Here is a 22,070-nt window from a genome sequence, read left to right as displayed (position 1 = left end):
TTAATATGAAAAAAACCTTACTTTCTCTCGCAATTTTAATTTGTGCCGTTTTAACTGTTAAAGCCCAGGACGATGATCTGTTACCACGCTTTAGCGCCGGTTTTGGTGTTGGCGTTACAACCGGCCCGCAGCATTCAGGGTTCCCGGCAGCAGGCAGCGTTGGCTTAAAAGGAGAATACCCCATAGCCGGCAGCCCGGTATGTATTACAGCATCAGTGGCATACCAGTTTTACGTATCGAGCGATGGCTATAACTACAGTTATAATAGTAACTATGGTGAAAGCACCACCGGCACTATAGCATCATTTGTGCCGGTAATGGCTGGCGCAAGGGTATACGTTAACAAGCTTTTTTTTGAAGGCGATGTTGGCGCATCTTTCAACCTTAATTCTGGTAAATCATACACAGCCCAAAAGGTAGCACCTATACTTTCGCCAAGTATTGGTTATGGTTTCAGGTTTGGGTCGTCGCAAAAAATAGGGCTTGATTTAAGCCTGTCGTACGAAACCCGCCTGGAGAAAACACAAACGCCATCTGACCCATCAACGGTTAGCCCTTACATAAGCGGATATGGTGCCTATAACCTGGTTGCTTTTCACGTAGCTTTCAGCCTGGGATTGTAGTATCAACGAGATTTAATGAACGGCCCCGGCGATTGAGTTGCCGGGGCTTTTTGTTGGCCACGAAATCAATTCATAAAAAATATTAATAGCTTCACGCTGTAGCATTTAGCAATCTGAATGCGTAAATATGATAAAACCTCAAATCTGTATGGCAGTTAAATATATCCGTCTTTTAATATTGTTGATGTTTTGCGCGGCTTCAAGCAGGGTTAGCGCCCAATCGGGCAATAAAATGAGCCTCAGCATAGGGCCCGATGTGGGCATACCCATCAATGTCGATCACCCTAACGCCGTACATACCCGTGATATTTACCAGGATGGTTTAGGCGGAACGATAAGGGCCGAGTTTCCGTTAACCCCGGCTTTGCATGCTACGGCAAGCGTGGGGTATGTGGTATATCACTCCAACCTAAGGTATTTATACCTTACACCTACGCAGCTGAGCAATTATGCGGGCCCGTCAAATACAAGCAGCCCGCCACCGTATAAATATGTTCCTTTAAAAGCCGGGCTGAGGTATTACTATGTAAAATGCCTGTTTGTTAGTGCCGAAGCAGGGGATGCGCTAAAAATAGGCCACGAGGCTAAAGCATCGTTTATATACTCGGGAGGTGCAGGCGCGGCCGTTCCGTTTGGTGTTCACCACGCGCTCGATATTGGTTTCCGGTACGAAAGCGGTTATAAAAACATCGATTCGGATTTTAAAATGGGGCAAATAGGTATCGGCTTTTCGTATAAATACACATTTTAAAGTAACTGCCGGTGGCTGTGTTTAACGGATGTTTAACTCTTAAACGCTCTCGTCGGGTAATCCATACAGCTTATCACATGAAAAAAACATTACTCGCCCTGTTGGTCTTAACGGTTGCTGCCTTTACAGCAAAGGCACAAACCAACGATAACAGGCCTCCGAGGGTTGCAGTTGGTTTTAACCTGGGCGCTACCGTGGGGCCGCATAGCAATGAATATCCTATAGCCAGTGGCTTTGGTATTAAATTTGAATTTCCTATCAAATCAACCCCGGTTAGTATTATGGCTTCCGGGGCTTATACATTTATGCCGTCGGATGCTGCTTACCACAACGATAGGTATAATTACAATGACAGCTATAACGGCGACGTACATGTTGCCTCATTTGCTCCCCTTGAATTAGGTGTAAGGGTATATATGGATGGTAACCTTTTTGTTGAGGGCAATGCAGGGGCATCGTTCAACTTAAATGAAAGCCACAGTAACTACACCAGCAAAAAAGTAGCCCTGGTTATAGCCCCTAACATTGGCTACGCTTTCAGGTTTAAAGCATCAAAAAAATATGGGCTGGATTTAAGCCTGGGTTATGAAACCCGCCCCGAGGACTCCCAGCCTCATGACTTTAGCAATTATGGCAGTTACAATCAAATAGCGGTACACGCAGTATTTAGCATAGGCTATTGATTTTTGGGTTTTCAATTCTTTAAATACCCCGATGCTATCAGGTGAACCTTAACCGTGCTAAAAACACTTAGCAATTGAAATAGCGATCTGGGAGGACACAGTCCGCGGGTGAGCAATTGGAATAGCGATCTGTGAGGACACAGATCGCGAAAGTATTTCGGCCTCCATATAAATCCGAAATTGAACATCCGAATTCCCAAATCAAAGATTTCCTCTCAAATCCTGCTCCCGTTCAATGGCTTCAAACAATGCTTTAAAGTTGCCGGCACCAAATGATTTTGCTCCTTTACGCTGAATGATCTCGAAGAAAAGGGTTGGCCTGTCTTCAATAGGTTTGGTGAAAATTTGCAGCAGGTAACCTTCGTCGTCCCGGTCAACCAGGATGCCCAGTTTTTTAAGTGGTTCCAGGTCTTCGTCAATGTGCCCAACTCGGTCTGTAAGTTCATCATAGTAGGAGGTAGGCACGGTTAAAAACTCAACGCCGCGGTTTTGCAGCTCGGTAACGGTGGCTACAATATCATGGGTGGCCAGTGCCAGGTGCTGCACGCCCTCGCCCTCATAAAACTCCAGGTACTCTTCAATCTGCGATTTCTTTTTACCCTCGGCAGGCTCATTAATAGGGAATTTTACATAGCCGTTGCCGTTGCTCATCACCTTACTCATCAGGGCCGAGTACTCGGTAGATATCATTTTATCATCAAAGGTTAAAATGTTTTTAAAGCCCAGTACTTCCTCATAAAAGTTAACCCATTCATTCATTTTATGCCAGCCAACGTTGCCCACGCAATGGTCAACATAAAGCAAGCCGGCCTCGGCAGGGCTGTAGCTGGTTTCCAGTTTTTGGTAGCCGGGTAAAAATAAGCCCTTGTAGTTTTTACGCTCTACAAAAAGGTGAACGGTTTCGCCATAAAGCTTAATGCCGCTGGTGCGTACCTCACCATATTCGTCGGTTAGGGTTTGCGGCTGCTGGTAAGGTTCGGCGCCGCGGCTGGTGGTTTGTTCAAAGGCATCATAAGCATCATCAACCCAAAGGGCCAGTACTTTTACCCCATCGCCATGTTTTTTAATATGCTCGGCAATAGGATGATCAGAGTGAAGCGGCGTGGTTAATACCAGCCTTATTTTACCCTGTTGCAATACGTATGATGCCCTGTCGCGTACACCCGTTTCGGGTCCGGCATAAGCCAATGTTTGAAAGCCAAAGGCGGTTTTATAATAATGGGCAGCCTGCTTGGCATTACCCACATAAAACTCAACATAATCGGTACCGTTAAGGGGTAAAAAATCGGCCCCCTCTAAATCTCCCCCGGTAGGGGAGACTTTTTTATTTATTTTATCTATTGTTTCCATTGGTTTGTCTGTATAAAATTAGTGATTTTAAGCCCTCCCTTCCGGGAGGGTTTGGGTGGGGCTATTGCCAGCTTTTATAATAATTTTCATCCTCAATCTTTATCGCATCTTCGGTAAGCATCAGCGGCCTGAAGGGGTCAATCATTACGGCAAGTTCGTCAGTTGATTCTTTACCTATTGATTTCTCGACCGATCCCGGGTGCGGGCCATGCGGAATGCCGCCCGGGTGCAGGGTTATCTGGCCTTTAACCACGCTTTTGCGGCTCATAAAATCGCCATCTACATAATACAAAACCTCGTCGCTATCTACATTGCTGTGGTTATATGGGGCAGGGATAGACAGGGGGTGATAATCAAACTTACGGGGCACAAAGGAGCATATCACAAAGTTGTTGCCCTCAAAGGTTTGGTGTACGGGGGGCGGCTGGTGCAGGCGGCCTGTTATCGGTTCAAAATCATGAATGGATAGCGCCCATGGGTAATGGAAACCATCCCAGCCAATAAAATCAAAGGGATGTGTGCCGTAAATGTAGGGGTAAATAAGGCCCTGTTTTTTAATCAGGATTTTGAAATCGCCGTGCTCATCGTGGGTTTCCAGGTTGGCCGGGCGTTTAATATCGCGCTCGCAATAAGGCGAATGCTCCATCAGTTGCCCGTACTGGTTGCGGTAACGTTTAGGTGCACGTATGGGGCTGAAGCTTTCGATGATGAACAGGCGGTTTGCCGTGCCATCAAACTCCATCTGGTAAATGGTACCGCGTGGAATAACCAGGTAATCGCCATAGCCGAATTTAATATTGCCGAACCCGGTTTTTAAAGTGCCTGTACCTTCATGAATAAACACCACTTCGTCGGCCTGGCTGTTTTTGTAAAAATAGTCGGTCATGCTTTGGCGTGGTGCGGCCAGTGAAATATGCAGATCGCTGTTTACCAGTATAGGTTTGCGGCTTTGCAGGTAATCATCTTCGGGCGGTACATTAAAACCTATCAGGCTGGTATGCTTCAGGTGTTTTTCGCGGGCTATTTTGGGCTCAACGCTGTACGGCTCGCCCAGGGTTTTAACAATAGTGGGCGGATATGCGTGGTAAACAAGCGAGTAAAGACTTGAAAAGCCTTCGGTAGATACCAGCTCTTCGGCATATAAAGTACCATCGGGCTTACGGAACTGCGTATGCCTTTTAGGCGGAATTGCTCCTAATGAATGATATACAGGCATGTTGTTTTAATTGGTTGATAATAAAACGTTTAAAGTACCAGGATAGTTTCGGATGTTTTAAATATGCCAATAGCGCGAATGAACCGTATGGCAGTAAACCGGCTTGGGCAGTATAAAAAAAGAGGAGGAACGGAGTTAGTATTGGGCCAGCACAGCTTTGGCCAGCACGGCATCCCTAAACGATGATGCATCGCTCATGGAGGTAAGCCCCAGGGAAAAGTAAAAATGCTTTTGTATGCTCATGCTTTATATAATACGAAGTTAGGTGGTTTATTATTGCCATGCAAGTTTTAATTTGGCCGACGGATGAAGTGTAGATAAACTGTAAAATTATTGATACTTGCACCTGTAGCGCGTTTGGCTGTAAACAAATGGACAACACAAGTGTAATTAACCAACTAATTTCCGCGAAAATTCGTATTATTAGCCATTGCTCGTCATGGTACGGTACTAATTGGTATGACGTTAAGGATTAAACAAATTTACACGGTGCTATGATTGATGACGAAATTCGTTTAAAAGCTGTTGAACGTTTTAAGAGCCTGGACCTGGAAACAGATGAAGAGTTCAAGGTACTTTTACAAATGGCATCCGAAACCTGTGATGCCCCTATTGCGTTGCTTACGCTACTGGATAGGGACACACAATGGCTTAAAATTCGTAATGGGATTGATATAGCCCAAATGCCGCGCGAGATTTCATTTTGTACCCACACCATTCAAAGCGATGAGGTAATGGTGGTGCCGGATGCAACTACCGATCTGCGCTTTGCTGATAACCCCCTTGTAACCGGCCAGCCTGCCATCAGATTTTATGCCGGCGCACCACTAATAACCAGCCATGGGCAAAGAATAGGCAGCTTGTGTGTGGTGCATATGCAGCCCTTTAACCTTAACAAACAGCAAATACTGATGCTGCAAATGTTATCCAAACAGGCTATGAATTTAATGGAGCTGCGGATAGCTGTTGAGATGCTGAACAAAAACAAATTGGAATTTGAGGCGCAACGGAAAATTTTAAGAAATGCCGAAATATCGCAGCGGTCTTTTTTTGAAAGTGCCCCTAATTTTCATATCCTGTTGAACAAAAATGCCGAAGTAGTGGATTTTAATAAGGTAGCCTACAACTTTATTGAAAAAATGCACCGGGAGCATTTGGTAAAAGGTGCCATGTTTATCAAATTTATAGCCCCCGATTTTGTAAACAGGTTTATTGAAGGCTTTAAAAGCGCACTGGCCGGGCAAAATGTTTTTGAAGAAGGCACAACCGACTACGGACAACACGGCATAATTTACTGGGAGGCATCGTTTGAAACAGCCCGGGATGCAGCCAATGAAATTATAGGTATATCCTACATTATCCGCGATGTAAGCGACCGTAAGGTTAAGGAGATAAGGATTATCGATCAAAACCGGTCGTTATTAAAAATAGCCCACCTGCAGGCGCACGAATTCCGGGCGCCGCTTACCACAATAATGGGGATGATTGAGCTCATCAAATCAGAGGATTTTAATGCCCCCAGGGAATACTATAACCTTCTTGAGACTGCTGTACTCAGATTTGATGACAAAATACGGGAGGTGATCAGCGGGATAGATGAACTGATATTGTCGGGCAGGGAGGATGTTTATACATCGTAAATAAGCAATTTAATTATCATTTGCAGGCAGTTTTTTGTGCAAAACAGGAGCAGGTTTTATGGTAAACAATTCTGTAGTAATTTTGTAGTTTGTGGCATTGAAACAGGTTTGTTACGTAAAAAGCTATTTATTATTGGTTTTTTAACCTTGCTTAACGATATGTTAACGTTAGGTTTATTTAACCATTAAACCGCCGGGGTTTCTTTGCAGGGATTTTTAATCCCCATCATAATGAAGAAACTCCTACCCCTGTTAATTATTTTCCAGTTTGTCATCAGCAGTTTTGTTTTTGCCAGTGGTACAATTAAAGGAACCGTTACCGATAGAAAAACAGGCGAACCCCTGGTTGGCGCCACGGTTAAATTAAAAAGCAAAGATAAAAGCTTCAAAGCATCAACCGGTGTTGGCCTTGATGGCAGCTTTGTTTTTAAAAATGTACCAGCCGGCAAGTACGAAGTTGAGGCCAATTACATCTCTTTTGAAGCTGATGAAACCGATGTAGCTGTACAGGATGGTGCTATCGCCAACGTTAAATTATCTTTAAAAACAAAAGAACACGCCCTAAGCGAAGTAGCCATATCCGGCCGGGCTGATAAAGCTACCGATCAATCGGCCACCAATGCGCAGCGCAGGTCGCCGGCTTTGTTAAATGTGGTATCGGCCCGTACTATCGAAGCATCGCCCGATATTACCATTGCCAATGTTACCCAGCGTGTATCGGGCGTATCTGTTGACCGCAGCACCAACGGCGAGGCACAATATGCCATTATACGCGGTATGGATGCGCGTTACCAGTATACGCTTGTAAATGGCGTTAAAATCCCCAGCCCCGATAATAAAAATCGTTATGTGCCGCTTGATATTTTCCCGGCAGATATTGTCGACCGTTTGGAGGTTTCCAAATCACTTACGGCCAATATGGAAGGTGATGCTATTGGTGGCGCTATAAACCTGGTATTAAAAGATGCACCGGATGATTTTACCGTTCGTGCCAACTTAGGTACGGGTTTGGCAGCTAATTTTTTTAACAAAGGTTTTACCAAATTTGATCATAGCGGTAGTTTACAAACCTCGCCGCGTGCCGACGGCCGCATAGCTACCGGCGCCGATTTTACAACCGCACCTTTTCACTACAGCGAAAACAAAGTGCCACTGGCTACTATAGCAGGTTTAAGCATAGGCGGGCGCAGCGCCAATAAAAAGTTTGGCGCCCTGGTATCATTAAGCTACCAAAATACCTACAGGCAAACCAACGGTACGTTTTTTAGCACCGAGGTAAACCCGGCAAACAATCAACCCCTGGTTACCGATATAGAAAAACGTAATTACAATATCCAGCAGCAGCGTACCGGGGTTATCACCAAGTTTGATTACCGTATTAACCCCGCCAATAAAATTACACTCGACCTGGACTATATCAACCTAACACAGAATACTTACAGGTTCAGCTCAGATACCAGTTTAGAGCTTGGCCGCGCCGGTATTGGTACAGGCAGGGTAAGCCAAACCTACCGCAGCGACAGAACTATACAAACCATAAAAAACGGCAATTTACATGGCGATCATAAGCTAACCGATAATTTCAGGATCAACTGGACTGCCGTTTACTCAAAAGCTACAGCCAATGAGCCCGATAGGGCCGAGCTTAACCTGAATACAGGGCGGAATGTACAGGCAGACGGAAGCATAGTACAGGCCCCATTTACTTTTGACGCCCTGAAAGCGCAAAGCCGCACGTTCGCCAAAAACTCCGACGAGGATAAAACAGGGTTCCTGAATTTTATTTACAACCCGGTTTTGTTTGATAACAAGGTTGAGTTAACCGCCGGTGGTATGTACCGCGATAAAACCAGGCACAGCAGCTACGATGAGTACGACCTGAGGCCAGGCGCTGCTAACACCGCGCAAACTTTTAATGGCAATGTAGATGCCAATACTTTTGATTTGTTTAACACCCAGGGCACGCCAACCAACGCCCTTAATTACGATTTTACCGAAAAGGTTGCCGCAGGATATGGCCAGGTTAAATTAACCACCGGTAAATTGCTAACTATTGCGGGCCTAAGATATGAGCATACCAGCCAGGGATGGCACACCCAGGCCGATCCTTCAATTGAGGGCAAGGATGGTACCATAAAATATTACGATTTGCTGCCAAGCCTGAACTTTAAATACCAGTTTAATGAAAAACAGGATTTGCGCCTGTCGTACTACTCGGCCATCAGCCGGCCAAACTTTTACGAGTTAGTGCCGCATACAGCCGGCGATCCGGATGCACTTTACAACGAGCAGGGTAACCCTAACCTGAAACGGATCACTGCCGAAAACTTCGACCTGCGTTATGAACTTTTCCCAAAAACGCTTGACCAGTTATTGGTTGGTGTATTTTATAAATCAATTAATAACCCGGTTGAATACGCCATCGAAAAATCGGGTACAAGCTTTGTATTAAGGCCCGAGAATTTTGGTAATGCCCATAACTATGGTTTCGAGCTTGATTACACCAAATACTTCAGAAGCTTTGGTATCCGCGCTAACTACACCTACACCAATTCAAAAATAACTACCGATAAGGAAGAAGAGTACCGTAACGACCAGGGCCAGGTAACCCACCGCACGGTACAGCAAACGCGGTCGCTGCAAGGTCAGTCTAAAAATATTGGCAACCTGTCTTTATTATACCGCAGTGTTAAAAACGGGCTTAATGCGCAACTATCATTTGTGTACACCGGTGCCAGGTTAAATACGGTTTCGCCTTACCTGGATAATGACATCTGGCAAAAAGGTTTCACCACGCTTGACTTATCTGCCGATAAACGTTTGTTTGGCAACCTGTACCTGTATGTTAAGGCAACCAACCTATTAAATACGCCTTACGAACTGGAGATAAGAAGGCCTTACCCGACCGATGCGGTAAATGTTGAACTGCAAAAAGCGGGCGAGAATACAGCTGTGCGTAAAGACCTGTATAAGCAATATTACATACTTGGTTTACGGTATAAATTATAATGATATTAAAGATGAAAAGCTTAAACAAAATATTTTTTGCATGCCTTGCCTCATTGGCCTTAAGCGCATGTCATAAAGCCGAACTGGCAATTATTTCGCCGCCATTGCACCAGGTAAGTAACGGTATTACTTCCGATACCCTTAAGGGAGCCGTAAAAGGTACTATGCTTAGCGGCAAAACCTATTACTTTAAAAGCGATATCACCGTAAACGAAGGCGATACCCTGCAAATGGAGGCTGGTGTAAAACTGATAGCTATTGGCGATGGTAAAACTTACCAAACAGCGCCGGAGATTATCATGCACGGCACTTTTATCAGCCTGGGCACAAAAGAAAAGCCCAACTATATTACTGTTCAAAACGCCGATACTTACCATACCGAGGCAGCAGCCCAAAACTACGCCAATGTTTTTAAGGGATGGTGGGGAGGCATAGTTTGCTGGCCCGATCCTTCATCAAAAAGTACTACCCCCGGCGGCGATTTGATCATTAAATGGACCCACCTTGAATTTGCAGGTGGTCCGGCGAGCGGTAACGAAAGCGGTGTTTACGGAAGCGGTGACCCGAGGTATATTATTTACTTTGGCAACATTACCAGGAATTTCATTTTAGAAGACTCGTGGGTTTTTGGCGCTAAGGACGATGCCATCAGGGTAGCAGGCGGCAAGATAAGCGTAATGCGTAATACCTTTGAGCTTTGCGGCCAATCGGGCGGCGAGTTTTTTAATATGAAGAGCGGTACCGTTGGCGATTTGGCCTATAACTTTATGATAGGCGCTGCAACCAACGCGTTAAAAGCGTCTGATGCAGGCAGCTCGGGTACCCAAACCAATGTTAACATGTATAATAATACCATGGTTAACTGCGGTTTCAGGCAAACAAAATCAGGTCGTGGCGGCTCTATCAATTTTGAAAAGGCGGCCCGTGGAACGGTTTATAATAATATTATTGCCAATTGCCGTTTTGGTTTACGCTTAACCGCCGATGCCGATTTAACCAACATTAAATACAACAACCAATACTACTACGGCTCAACTCAAAAAATTGTGGATTTGTTTAATGCGGCGGATGGGGTATCAACATTCCAGTCGGCCGATATACATTCAACCACGCCAAAAGATAATGATCCCGCGTTTTACGGTTACGATTTAACCGCGTTTGATTATACTGCCAACCCGGGCCCGATGACGGTATCATTGCAAACACCGGCTGCTGTAATGGTGGGTACATCAAATTTTAGGTTAAAATCAAGTTCGAAAGGCCTTAACGCGGGTAAAACTGATTTTACACCTATGCATGCGGTAACCACAACCGGTACTTACGGAACGGATATTACCCCGCCGGGTAAAGATGCCGGTGCTTATCAAAATGATTTTAGCGGTAACCAGCATTAAACCCCTCTAAATCTCCCCCCCAGTAGGGGAGATTTTTTAAGCCCTCCTTCCGGGGGTACTGTGTGTACACATCTTTTTAGTTAAAGGAAATGTCATTTCGATAGAGCATGTGAGGGGATGGCGGGGAGCGCGAAAGAGAAATCTTCAACGCCCTGCATCACGATTAGCTGCTTGGAATGCAGGGCGTAAAAGATTTCTCCTCACGCCAGCACTCAAAGGCCCTGCCTGTTCGTTCGAAATGACAACGTTTTAATTTAGTGGTACAAACCTAAAATGTGTACACACAGTAGCCCCGGAAGGGGGAGGCTTGCGAGGGACTAATCTCCCCCGCTTAGGGCCCACTTTTAATTAGTATTTTTAGCCCTTCCTAAAAGGGAGGGTTTATTGATTATAACCCATGAAAAAAGCCTTTTTATATCTCCTGCTCCTAACAACATCAGCCTTAACCTCGCACGCCCAGGATTGCGGCACCGCTTTTTTAGGTACCAAAACCCTGTATAAGGCGCCGTTTGTAAAATATACGCCCGTGCCCGCGGGCTACCAGCCGGTGTTTATTAACCACGTAGGCAGGCATGGGGCAAGGCATTTAACCAAGGATGTAAATACCACTGCCATATATGGCATCTTATTGAAGGCTGATAGTACAAATATGCTTACAGACAAAGGCCGGCTGCTTAAACAAATGGTGCTTAGCCTGCAAAAGGTAGAGAAAGGAAACACCAAATCCATATCAGCCGAGGGCCGTGCCGAGCTGAAAGAGATAGGCAACAGAATGTACCACAACTACAGTAATGTATTTGCCCGTAGCCCCAAACTCAATGTAACTGTTACCAAAGAAATACGCACTAAACAAAGCGCCGACGCCTTTTTATCAGGACTGAAGGCCGGATTAAAAGATTCGGCGCAAATAACGGAGACTAATGATGATTTAAACCTGCGTTTTTATGACGAATCGCCGGCTTATACGGCTTATAAAGACGGGGATGATTGGGAAAAATACAAAGCAATTATAGTTAAAGCCGAACATATTGACGAGATGAACAAAAACATCACCGCCAGGCTTTTTAAGCCGGACTTTCTGAAAACACAGGATAAAAAATGGGCAGATAAAATAGTAAGCGATATGTGGGGTTTTGCCACCATCGTATATTCGTTGAAAGAGGAGATCGGCCAAAAAAACATCGCACCAGGAGATCTTGATTTTACCCGCTTTTTTACCTGCGAAGAGTTAAAGGCTTTGGGCCGTGCCGATGCCGTTGAAGATTTTTTGGTAAAAGGCCCGGGTATAAAACCCAATGGTATACAGGTTATTATAGCCGCCCCTTTATTAGCCAATTTTATAACCACCAGCGACGATTTTATAAAAACCGGGCCGGTAAACGCCAACCTTCGTTTTGCCCATGCCGAAACCATTTCGCCATTTGCCGCGTTGCTGGGTATTGTGGGTGCCGACAAGGTATCGCCAAATATCAACCAATTTGATGCCGCCTGGCAGGCCTCCAACGTAGCGCCTTTAAGCTCGAATATCCAGTGGATATTTTATAAAAAGAAAGGATCGGCAAATTACCTGGTTAAAGTTTTACTCAACGAAAAGGAGGCGCATATAACCGGTTTAAAAGCCGGCTTTCCCTATTATAAATGGGCCGATGTGCGTAAATTGTACGTAGCTAAGCTTACCAGTCTAAATTATAAATTAGGTGATGACGCGTCGGCGTTTTTAAAGGCGGTGAAGTAGGGGCTTGTTATGGATTTGTTTGCCTGCCACATTTCAAAGCATCCGGAACTCAGCTTATGACGAGTGCTTTGCGCGCCCCCATCTCCCCAAAACGCACAAAATCCCGGATGTGTTTCATCCGGGATTTGCATATTAATTATATTGCATAAAGGGCACCCCGATAATTACCGGGGCGGCACCTTAGGGGTTTATGCCATTATAAATTAGGATTGGCATCCTGTTCAGATTGCGGGATTGGGAACAGCAAATGGTTATCATCTACGGTAACACCAATTGTGGCCATAGCGGTTTTCAACCGGCCCAAACGTAAAAGGTCCCAGCGGCGTTGTCCTTCTCCGCAAAGTTCGCGCGCGCGTTCGGCCAGTAAGGCATCTATAAATGCATCGGGCGTGGGGGTGTTGGTCATGTTCAGCTGGTCTGTTGGCAGCGATAAACCGGCCCGTGCCCGCACTATATTTATCCCGTTAAACTTGTTAGGATCGGCCGGATTGATGTTATGCATGGCTTCTGACTGCAGCAGGTACACTTCGGCCAGGCGTAATACAAACCAATCGCTCCGGGAGTTATTATCCTGTTTCCACTGGCTATCCCTGAATTTATAAATAAAGGGGGTTACCGTTTGGGTTACGCCCTTACTGTCAACAGCCTTGTTAGATATGCTGTAGGTTTTACGCACATCCCTGTCGCCATCCGGGAAGCCATTATTAAAAAAGTAGTTCTGGGCAAAAAAAGAGCCATACCCCCCTAATACCGTTGGATAAAACATACGCAATATGATATTGCCAACATTGGGCGCGGTACCAAAGCGTACTGCAAAAACTATCTCTTTATTATATTTATTATCCGAGCTGAATATGCTGGCATAATTGGTAAGCAGGCTGTATGAGCCGCTGTCGTTAATTACTTTATTGCATTCGGTGAGCGCGTCCTGGCTATCGGTAGCTTTTGCGGCCCCGGATTTGGCGCGCGTTAGCAATACCTTTGCCAGTAAGGCCGATGCCGCGCCAGATGATACCCTTCCCTTATTGCCGGCAATGATATTTTTCTCGGCATAACAATTGGCTTCAGCATACTGAAGATCGGCAACAACCTGGTCATAAAGCACGGCAAGTGATGCCTTTTTGGGGTACAGATCGGGAGATGAAGCCGTAACGGGTTCGGTAATAAGCGGCACCTGCCCAAAAGCGGTAAGCAGGTTAAAGTAGCCCAAAGCGCGCAAAAAGCGGGCATTACCAACAATATTTGCCCGCTCAACCGGGTCCATTGAAATTGGCGGAACGTATTTAATAACGTCGTTGGCATTCTTGATCATTTTGTAATCGTTAATGTACCAGTTGGCAATTTCGCCATTTACTGCGGCAAACGTGTGGTTGGTTAACGAGTTCCTGTCTGTTGAGGAGCCAGGTGCAGCATACATCAAATCCGAAGCATTATCAGATACGGTGTAAACCGTGCGCTGATAAAAGGTTTGCGGTTGCATGGTACTAAAAACGCCGTTTAAAGCAGCGGTAGCATCGCCTTGGTTTTTATAAAAATTGGTGGGCGTTAAAAAGCTGTACGGCTGTTCGGTAAGGAATTTCTTACACGAGGTAAGGCTGAAGGTAACTATCGCTACAGCCATTAAAATTCTTATCTTCATATAAATGGTATTAAATATGTTTTTGTTTAAAAGCCTAATTTTACCCCCAATAAAAAGGTCCTTGACGGCGGATAGGAGTTAACATCGGCCCCAAGGTTTAAGTTCTGGCTGCCGGGGTTCAGGTTTTGTGTACCCGCATTCAGGTTTTGCGCGCCAAAGCTGTTTATTTCGGGGTTATAACCAGTGTACTTGGTGAAGGTGTATGCATTTTGCACCGTAACATATACTGTTGAGGTTTTAAACACTCGTGATTTAGGCGAAACCGGTATGTTGTATCCCAACGATACCGTTTGTATCCTTAAATAACTACCATCTTCCAGGTAATTATCTACCACACCGGCGCTGCGGATGGATGTGCTGAGCACTCTGGGGATAGTATTGCTGGTGCCGGGGCCGTTCCAGGCATTGGCCATATAGGCATACACGTTTGCTGTGGTTCCGTTACTGTGGGCATAGCTGGTAAGGTTTAGCACCTTATTACCTTGTACGCCCTGGGCAAAAATGGAAAGATCAAAGTTTTTGTAAGACAGGGTATTGTTTATACTGAAAATAAACTTCGGCGCAGCCTGGCCTATAATTTCGCGGTCGTTGCCATTAATTATCTTATTGCCGTCAACATCGCGAATGATGGCGTCGCCGGGTACCACGCCCGATATACCTGCCGCGGTAATTTGCGCCTGCGTTTGGTATATGCCATCAAAATGATAGCCGTAGAACGACCCTATTGGCTGGCCAATCCGTAAAATGGAAGGCGCAAGGCCATTGGTTACAATGTACGGCCCTGTGTTGCCTACCAATATGTTGTTGGTGCCGTTCATATCCAATACCTTGTTTTTGTTGGCGGCATAGGTAATGGTGGTTGACCAGTTAAAGCCTGCCGATTCGATATTTCTTGTAGTCAAAGAAAGCTCGATGCCGTGGTTTTCAACTTTGCCGGCATTTAGCAGGATGCTTGAGAAGCCAGATGACTGAGGTATCGAGAAGTTAAGCAGCAGATCGCTGGTTGTTTTATGATAATAATCGGCGGTAAGGCTGATACGATTATTAAAAAATCCCATATCAGCGCCCACATCTAATGAAGCGGTAGACTCCCAGCTTAATTTAGGGTTGGCAATATTATTGGGCTGTACACCAACCACACGTGTTGTTGAAGTGCCTAAAGAGTAGCTGTTTATGCCATATTGAGATAATGATTGGTACGATCCTATTTCCTGGTTACCGGTAACCCCATAGCTGGCCCTTATTTTCAGGTCCGAGATCTGTTTAATGTTTTTTATGAATTTTTCTTCGGATGCCCTCCATGCAAATGCGCCGGATGGGAAATAACCCCATTTCCTGGTTGTGCCGAAACGGGAAGACCCATCAGAACGCATGGTGAAAGTAAACAGGTACTTTTCCATCAGCCGGTAATTAACCCGCCCAAAATAGGAGGCAATGGTGTTTTTATAGGTATTGGATTGTGGCGTTAAAACATTGGCGCCCAAAGCCAGGTTATCTGTACCTAAATTATCGGTAAAAAAGCCCTGTGCACTGCTGCTGAATGCTTTGGTTTTAAACTCCTGTAATGAAACACCGGCTACCGCATCAATTACATGTATTTTGTTGAATTGCTTATTAAACGATAATGTATTTTCATTTAACCAGCTGTAGCTTGTATTATTGGATGAATAAGCCGTTCCGCTGGTTTGCTGCCCGATGTAAATAGTGGTAGGCAGGTACGAGTTTTCATTGGCCGTATTATAATCAACCCCAAAGCTGCTTTTAAATTTAAAGCCGGGGATAAATTCATACTCGCCAAAGGTATTAATAAGCCCGCGCGCATTGGCAATGCGGTCTGTTGCCAGTTCTACAGCGGCCACCGGGTTTCCGTAGGTGCCAACATAGGCTGCAGGCGCATTTGCAAAGGTATACGCGCCGCTTGCATCGCGTACTGGGGTAATAGGGTTCATACTCAGGGCGCCGCCGGCAGCACCATAGCCTACCCCTGTTATACTTGGGTCAACAGCCTGTACGTTGTACGATATTTGAGATGAGAAACCCATTTTAATCTTTTTCCCAATATTCCTGTCAAGGTTTAAACGGATCAGTTCGCGCCTGAAACCGGTGGCCCTCATAATACCGTCCTGGTCAAAGTGGTTTAAACTAAGGTAATAGCGGGCTTCATTGCTGCCGCCGTTAAAACTAAGCTGGTAGTTTTGTATGGGGGCGGTGCGGTACAGCGCATCCTGCCAATCGGTGCCTTTGCCAAACCCGGCAATCTGGTCGTCGGTATAAGGCAATGCTTTAGCGGTGGCTGGGTTAGCCGCGTTATATTCCGTATAATATTCGTTCAGGTATTTGCCAAACTGCGTGGCGTCCATCAGGGGGAGTTTACGGGCAATGTGCTGTAAGCCTGTGTACGATTCAAAATTTATAGCATGCTGCCCGGCTTTACCTTTTTTGGTGGTAATAAGTATTACCCCGTTGGCACCGCGGCTACCATATATTGCCGTTGCCGATGCATCTTTTAAAACCTCGATAGATTGTATATCGCTGGGATTAATAGAGGTAAGGTTGCCGACACCTGCAAAGCCATCAACCACATACAAAGGCTCGTTGCCCGAGTTGATGGAGTTGGTACCACGTATGCGGATAGATGTAGCACTACCGGGTTGCCCGTCTGACTGGGTAAGCTGCAAACCGCTAACGCGCCCCTGCAGCATCTGGTCGGCGCCCAGCACCGGCGTTTTATCCAAATCTTTAGCACTTATGGAAGCAACAGAACCTGTAAGGTCGCTTTTACGCTGGGTTCCGTATCCAACCACAATTACTTCGCTCAGTTTCTGGTTGGCTTCATCCAATTTTAAAACTACATTGATTTGCGTTTTTGTGCCAACTTCTACCGTTTGCGTCAGGTAACCGATATAGGAAAACACCAGCGATGCGCCCTCTGGTACCGATACATCATATTCGCCATTGCCGTTAGTTACTGCGCCGCCATTTGTACCAAGCACCTTTACACTTACCCCCGGCAAAGGGCTGCCTTTATCGTCAATCACCCGGCCCTTTACCGGTGTGTTTTTAATAACGGAACCCTTTAGGGCTATTATCACCAGCCCGTTATCGGTTGTTTGGTAAGCAAGGCCGGTATCTTCCAGTATCCTGTTTAGTACATCAAGCAGGGGCACGTTGTTTACCTCAAGGGTAACCTGCTTGTTTTGCGGCAGCAATTGCTCGCTGTATAAAAAACGGGTTTGCACTTTTTGCTCAAGGGTGTATATAGCCTTCCTCAAAGACGCATCTTTAAGGCTAAGGCTAACCTTAACATTTTGCGAATAACTGTTTGCCGATACATTCAAACAAAACAGAAAAGTGAGAACAAAAGTCCAGTTAAGCATCAATAAAAATTTTCGGTAATGGGGCACAGAAAATACTTTATCATGAAGTATTTCTTTTTTCATAATTTTACGGTGTTAGTAATAAAACAATCGGTTAGTTATCAGCAACATCCTGTTACTGATTTAATGGATTGATAATACGGCGGGGAATATTCGAGCATTTCCCGCTTTTTTATTGTAATCCTCTTTCTTCTCTCTTTTAGTTAATGGTTACTATGTCATTGGCGGTTATCTTAAATTTAAATGGTCTTATAATTTGCATTTCTGTTAATGCCTGGGTTAGTGTTTCGTTTTCAAAAATGCCGGTAAACCTGTAGCCGGCCGCGGTTTTATTATTAATTTTAAAGGTTACGTTATACCATTTTTCTAACTTAGGCACCAGCTCTTCAAATGATTCGTCTTTGAAAACCAGTTTGTTTTGTAGCCATGAGGTTTCTTCAATATAATCCTTGTTTGAAATTTCGACCGGTTCAACATTTTCAATAACCAGCTTGTTATGAATGGGGGGGGCTGTGGTTTTATCAATAGGCTCATTTTGCACGCTTTCTTTTAAAGCGAGTTTCTCTTTGGCGCGCAGTAATATTTTCCGTTGCGGATCGCTGTTAAGCGATAGCTCAATTAATCCCCTGATGAGTGTTGTTTCGGTAACAGCTTCCCCCGGATAGGCTTTGATATTAAAGGCCGTACCCAAAACTTTTACGGCTATTTTTTCGGTATGGATTATGAAAGGATGCTTTTTATCTTTGGCTACGTCAAAAAAGGCCTCACCGTACAGCCTTACCTCCCGGCGGTCTTTACTCAGCATGGCATCATCGTACTGAAGCTTACTGTTGGTATTAAGCCAAACGCTTGTACCATCCGGAAGCATTATTTTTTTGCGCATCCGTTTGCCGCATACAATTTCCATATCGGGAGTGTATGAAACATTGTTGTTTTTTTTACTACGATATAACAGGTAGACGGCGAAACTGCTTATGGTTATCAGCGAGGCAGCCACCAGCCAGCGTGTAACAAACCTCTTTTTTAAATTGGTAACAGGTAATTTCTGGTCATTATCAGCAAACTCATGCCCGTATTTTTGTTCATGCAGCGCAAAGGCTTCATCTATATCAATTTCTTCCTGTAGTTCTTCTTTAAAGGTAATTTGGTTTAGCACCTCTTCGTAGTACAAGGCTTCGGGAAACAATGCAAGCAGTTCGTTTAGCTCCAACAATTCCTGGCTGGTAGCTTCACCAGCCAGTTTCCTGGTTAATAACTGTATAATCCTTTCCTGCTCCATTAATAACTAAATGTTGGGTAATTAAGCCGAAGGACAACAGAAACAGAAAATCTCCCTAAAAAAAATCAATATTTTTTTACCGGGCTAAGGTTAAACTCCTTTTTAATAGAAACAGACAGGCGCCTGGTGGCTATAACAAGTTGAGCATCAACTGTTTTAATGGATATGTCAAGAATTTCTGAAACTTCCTTATAACTCAGGCCATCTTCTTTTACCAACCTGAAAATTATTTTACACCTGGTTGGTAATTCGTTGATAGCGTTATTGAGGCTGGCCCTTAATTCGTCATTAATCAATATCCACTCCGGGGTTGTATTATCAATACGTAAGTTTACAGCAATATCATCCAAAGAAACTATTCTGCCGCCCGAATTCTTTTTTAAGATATTTAAGCACAGGTTTTTTGCAATAACAAAAGCGTACACTTTAATATTATCTATAGCGGTAATAGATTCGCGTTTTCGCCACAGGGTGATCATTACATCTGATGCTACTTCCTCGGCCAGTTCGGGCGATTTTAACAGGCTGTATGAAAAACGCTTTATTGATGGGAAAAGCAATCCGAATAACTTTTTGTAAGCGATATAACTGTCATGCACAGCTACCTCGTTTACAATATCCGTTAAGTCAGACAAATTGTACGACATTTTTTGATTGCTTATACTTATAGTTAAATTAGGTTTATTGCGATACAAGGCTTGTATCCAATGATACAAACTAAAATAAAATATTTGTATTAAACTAATTACAATTGCCGGTGAACTTTACCCCGATTGTAATATGGCAATATGTTTTTTTGGTGTAAGCCAATAAATATTTTGCAAAAAACACTTCCAGTTCCATTAATTGCACCGTAAATGAAACAGGATGATTAATAAAATGAATTAATTGGTTTATTAAAAAAATAAAAGATATGTTAATCGCGCTGAATGATTGGCCAATTTTGCTTAATTAAATATTGCCCAGCTTACCCGGTAACCATTGGATGGCTGGTTTGTGGCAGCATAAAATGTTTAAAATAATAGCAAATGTTTTAATAGATATTGAAAATCAATAACTTGCAATAATTGCGCTGCTTAATTATAATAACTAATCTATTTAAAAATAGCTTTTATATAAGTTTTGCAATTGCGTATATTACATTCACTATGGCTAACACCCATAGTGTTTTTAAATATTATGCAACTTGCCTTTTATACCACCCAAAATTTTTAAGCATGGCCAGCCCGGTTTAACTTAATTTTGATTAACGAAAAGGAGAATCGCATTTTCCGGGGGCTGTGCAATATGCTTTGGTTTTTTTAAATCAAACTTGTTACTTTCATGTTACCAAATAAACCTATAGCCGTTAAGATGCAAACACAGGAAGGTACCCATGATAATTTGATGGCATTTTTTAATGCTATGGACGAAGTTTTCTTTGCTGTGGATACGGTAAACATGCGCGTATTGCAAATATCGGATGCATGCGAAAAGCTATTTGGTTATAAACCCGAAGATTTTATGGCGGGCAACCGGTTGTTGTTTGATATGGTTCACCCGGCAGATAGCGATATTGTTGTTGATGAGCAAAGAAGCCTGGAACGGGCTGAGCAATTTACAGGTCAGTTTCGCATCATCCATAAAGATGGCACAATACGTTGGGTGGAGAAAAAGACAATACCCGTATTAGACCATTCCGGGCATTTAATAAAGGCCCAAGGTATTATCAGGGATATTACATCGGGCAAAGCCGAAAAGGAAACCCTTAGGTTAAGCGAGGAGCTGTACCGGCAAATTGTTGAAACCGCGCAGGAGGGTATCTGGACAATTGATGAAAACGAAAAAACCAATTTTGTAAACAGCAAGATAGGCGAAATCCTGGGCTACTCCGCAGAAGAAATGATGGGAAAAGAGCTTTATGATTTTATGGATGAAGAGGGTAAGGCCTACGCTATAGCCTGTATGGAAAGGCGCAGGAACGGGGCCAAAGAAAATTTAAATATCAGGTATGTAAAAAAGAATGGCGAGGATGTTTGGGCAAATATATCGGCCAACCCGATTTTTGATAAAACGGGCAGGTACAGGGGAGCCCTTGCCATGGTAACCGATATTACCCAAAGCAAACAGGACCAGGAAGCGCTGCAAAAATCAGAAGCAAACCTGCGCGCTATTTTCGATAACACGGATATTGCATACGTACTGTTTGATGACGAACTGAAAATTGTTTCTTTTAACACAAAGGCGCAAAAGTATGCCGAAGAACGCGGCAACAAAACATTGGAGATGAGCCAGCCGATAAAAGCGTATTTCCCTGCAGAAAGATGGACTTTTGTAGAGGAACTGCTGGCAAAGGTAAGCCGGGATGGAAGTGTCGAATATGAATTAAATTATCCGAAAGCTGATGGTACTGCAGAATGGTATCAGGTACAGTGGTTTGTTGTAAAAAACGAAGCCCATATGCCCTGTGGTTTTGTGGTGGCCAACAAAAACATTACCGGGCATAAAATTGCCGGGCTTGAACGCGAAAAGATAACGGCCGATTTGATTCAGCAAAATAAAGACCTGGAACAGTTTACTTATATTATATCGCATAATCTGCGGGCGCCCGTAGCCAACATAATCGGCCTGTCGTACCTTATTGACGAAAAAGATGAAACGCTGAGCGAATTGCACGAGGTACTTGAAAAAGCCGCGCAATCGGCAAAGGACATTGATACCGTTATTAAAGATCTGAACCATATTTTACAAACCCGCAAGGTGGTAAATGAGCAAAAAGACCTGGTGGTTTTTAATGACCTGGTGAACGGCATTAAGGGAGATATGCAACAGGTTATCATGAGCGAAAACGCATTCTTTGAATGCACTTTTGATGAAATAGATGCCATGTTTACTGTACAGAGTTTTCTTTACAGTATTTTTTATAATATTATTTCAAATAGTATCAAATATCGCCGGGCCGGTATTGCGCCGCTTATTCATATTGAAAGCCATAGGCTGAATGATAAAATAAGGCTTACCTTTAAAGATAACGGCAAAGGCATCGATCTTGACAAAAACGCTGCTAATTTGTTTGGCCTGTACAAACGTTTTGATACAACCATGGAAGGCAAGGGCGTGGGGCTTTTTATGGTTAAAACCCAGGTTGAGGCTTTAGGAGGGAGTATAAGTGTGAAAAGCAAACTAACCCAGGGCACAGAGATTACTTTAGAATTTCCGGTTACAAAAGCCGGTGTTTAAAGCGCAATAAATATTGCAAACCGTACCAAAAGCAACAAAAAAAACTCAGGTTAAGCCATTTCATTTGCGGCCCAAATTCCTACGCAAGGGCATTGTCATTCTGTTTCTGCCTTTCATAGGTAGTACTCCCTAAATTGCGCCCAATTACAAATATT

At 44.0% G+C, this 22,070-nt stretch carries 14 protein-coding genes; 8 read left to right on the top strand and 6 right to left on the bottom strand.

Annotated features, from left to right (window positions below; genetic code table 11):
- Positions 1-5: 5 nt before the first annotated feature.
- The 3 genes from FSB76_RS06625 to FSB76_RS06615 all read left to right on the top strand — a co-directional run bounded on the left by FSB76_RS06625 (position 6) and on the right by FSB76_RS06615 (position 2,057).
- Positions 6-623 carry a hypothetical protein gene (locus tag FSB76_RS06625; protein WP_147052849.1) on the top strand — a complete coding sequence of 206 codons (618 nt, stop codon included), beginning with the start codon at positions 6-8 and terminating at the stop codon, positions 621-623.
- Between the two features lie 148 nt (positions 624-771).
- Positions 772-1,374: a hypothetical protein gene (locus FSB76_RS06620; RefSeq protein ID WP_147052848.1), complete on the top strand. Its 603-nt coding sequence runs from the start codon at positions 772-774 to the stop codon at positions 1,372-1,374.
- Positions 1,375-1,451: 77 nt separating this feature from the next.
- Positions 1,452-2,057, top strand: a complete 606-nt coding sequence (locus FSB76_RS06615; RefSeq protein ID WP_147052847.1) for a hypothetical protein — start codon at positions 1,452-1,454, stop codon at positions 2,055-2,057.
- Between the two features lie 201 nt (positions 2,058-2,258).
- Here the strand turns inward: FSB76_RS06615 and hppD are convergent, their stop codons facing one another.
- Positions 2,259-3,407, bottom strand: a complete 1,149-nt coding sequence (gene hppD / locus FSB76_RS06610; protein ID WP_147052846.1) for a 4-hydroxyphenylpyruvate dioxygenase — start codon at positions 3,405-3,407, stop codon at positions 2,259-2,261.
- A 61-nt stretch (positions 3,408-3,468) separates the two neighbouring features.
- Positions 3,469-4,623: a homogentisate 1,2-dioxygenase gene (locus tag FSB76_RS06605; protein WP_147052845.1), complete on the bottom strand. Its 1,155-nt coding sequence runs from the start codon at positions 4,621-4,623 to the stop codon at positions 3,469-3,471.
- Positions 4,624-5,117: 494 nt separating this feature from the next.
- Between FSB76_RS06605 and FSB76_RS06600 the strand changes: the two genes are divergently transcribed.
- From FSB76_RS06600 to FSB76_RS06585, 4 genes are all read left to right on the top strand, one after another.
- The gene (locus FSB76_RS06600) at positions 5,118-6,263 is read left to right on the top strand and encodes a GAF domain-containing protein (RefSeq protein ID WP_147052844.1); all 1,146 of its coding nucleotides are present in this window, start codon (positions 5,118-5,120) and stop codon (positions 6,261-6,263) included.
- Between the two features lie 231 nt (positions 6,264-6,494).
- Positions 6,495-9,272 (top strand): TonB-dependent receptor, encoded by a 2,778-nt coding sequence (locus tag FSB76_RS06595; protein WP_147052843.1) that lies wholly within the window; start codon positions 6,495-6,497, stop codon positions 9,270-9,272.
- 11 nt (positions 9,273-9,283) lie between these two features.
- Complete coding sequence (locus tag FSB76_RS06590; RefSeq protein ID WP_147052842.1) at positions 9,284-10,666, top strand: hypothetical protein; 1,383 nt, start codon at positions 9,284-9,286, stop codon at positions 10,664-10,666.
- A gap of 397 nt (positions 10,667-11,063) precedes the next feature.
- Positions 11,064-12,401: a histidine-type phosphatase gene (locus FSB76_RS06585; protein WP_147052841.1), complete on the top strand. Its 1,338-nt coding sequence runs from the start codon at positions 11,064-11,066 to the stop codon at positions 12,399-12,401.
- Between the two features lie 196 nt (positions 12,402-12,597).
- On the opposite strand, the gene FSB76_RS06580 is transcribed toward FSB76_RS06585, so the two are convergent.
- The 4 genes from FSB76_RS06580 to FSB76_RS06565 all read right to left on the bottom strand — a co-directional run bounded on the left by FSB76_RS06580 (position 12,598) and on the right by FSB76_RS06565 (position 19,343).
- A complete protein-coding gene (locus FSB76_RS06580; RefSeq protein ID WP_147052840.1) occupies positions 12,598-14,040 on the bottom strand; it encodes a RagB/SusD family nutrient uptake outer membrane protein in 1,443 nt (480 codons plus the stop codon).
- A 26-nt stretch (positions 14,041-14,066) separates the two neighbouring features.
- On the bottom strand, positions 14,067-17,480 hold the full coding sequence (locus FSB76_RS06575; protein WP_147052839.1) for a TonB-dependent receptor: 3,414 nt from the start codon (positions 17,478-17,480) through the stop codon (positions 14,067-14,069).
- 136 nt (positions 17,481-17,616) lie between these two features.
- Entirely contained in the window at positions 17,617-18,696 is a 1,080-nt protein-coding gene (locus FSB76_RS06570) for a FecR family protein (protein ID WP_147052838.1), read from the bottom strand.
- Between the two features lie 65 nt (positions 18,697-18,761).
- Positions 18,762-19,343: an RNA polymerase sigma factor gene (locus tag FSB76_RS06565; protein ID WP_147052837.1), complete on the bottom strand. Its 582-nt coding sequence runs from the start codon at positions 19,341-19,343 to the stop codon at positions 18,762-18,764.
- Between the two features lie 676 nt (positions 19,344-20,019).
- Here FSB76_RS06565 and FSB76_RS06560 point away from each other — a divergent pair.
- Positions 20,020-21,915 (top strand): PAS domain-containing sensor histidine kinase, encoded by a 1,896-nt coding sequence (locus tag FSB76_RS06560; protein WP_147052836.1) that lies wholly within the window; start codon positions 20,020-20,022, stop codon positions 21,913-21,915.
- Positions 21,916-22,070 lie beyond the last annotated feature (155 nt).

Origin of the sequence: Mucilaginibacter ginsenosidivorax (genome assembly GCF_007971525.1) — a bacterium.
Classification (GTDB): Bacteria; Bacteroidota; Bacteroidia; order Sphingobacteriales; family Sphingobacteriaceae; genus Mucilaginibacter; species Mucilaginibacter ginsenosidivorax.
Note: the sequence above shows the minus strand (reverse complement) of the source record. Positions and strands in the feature narration are given on the sequence as shown.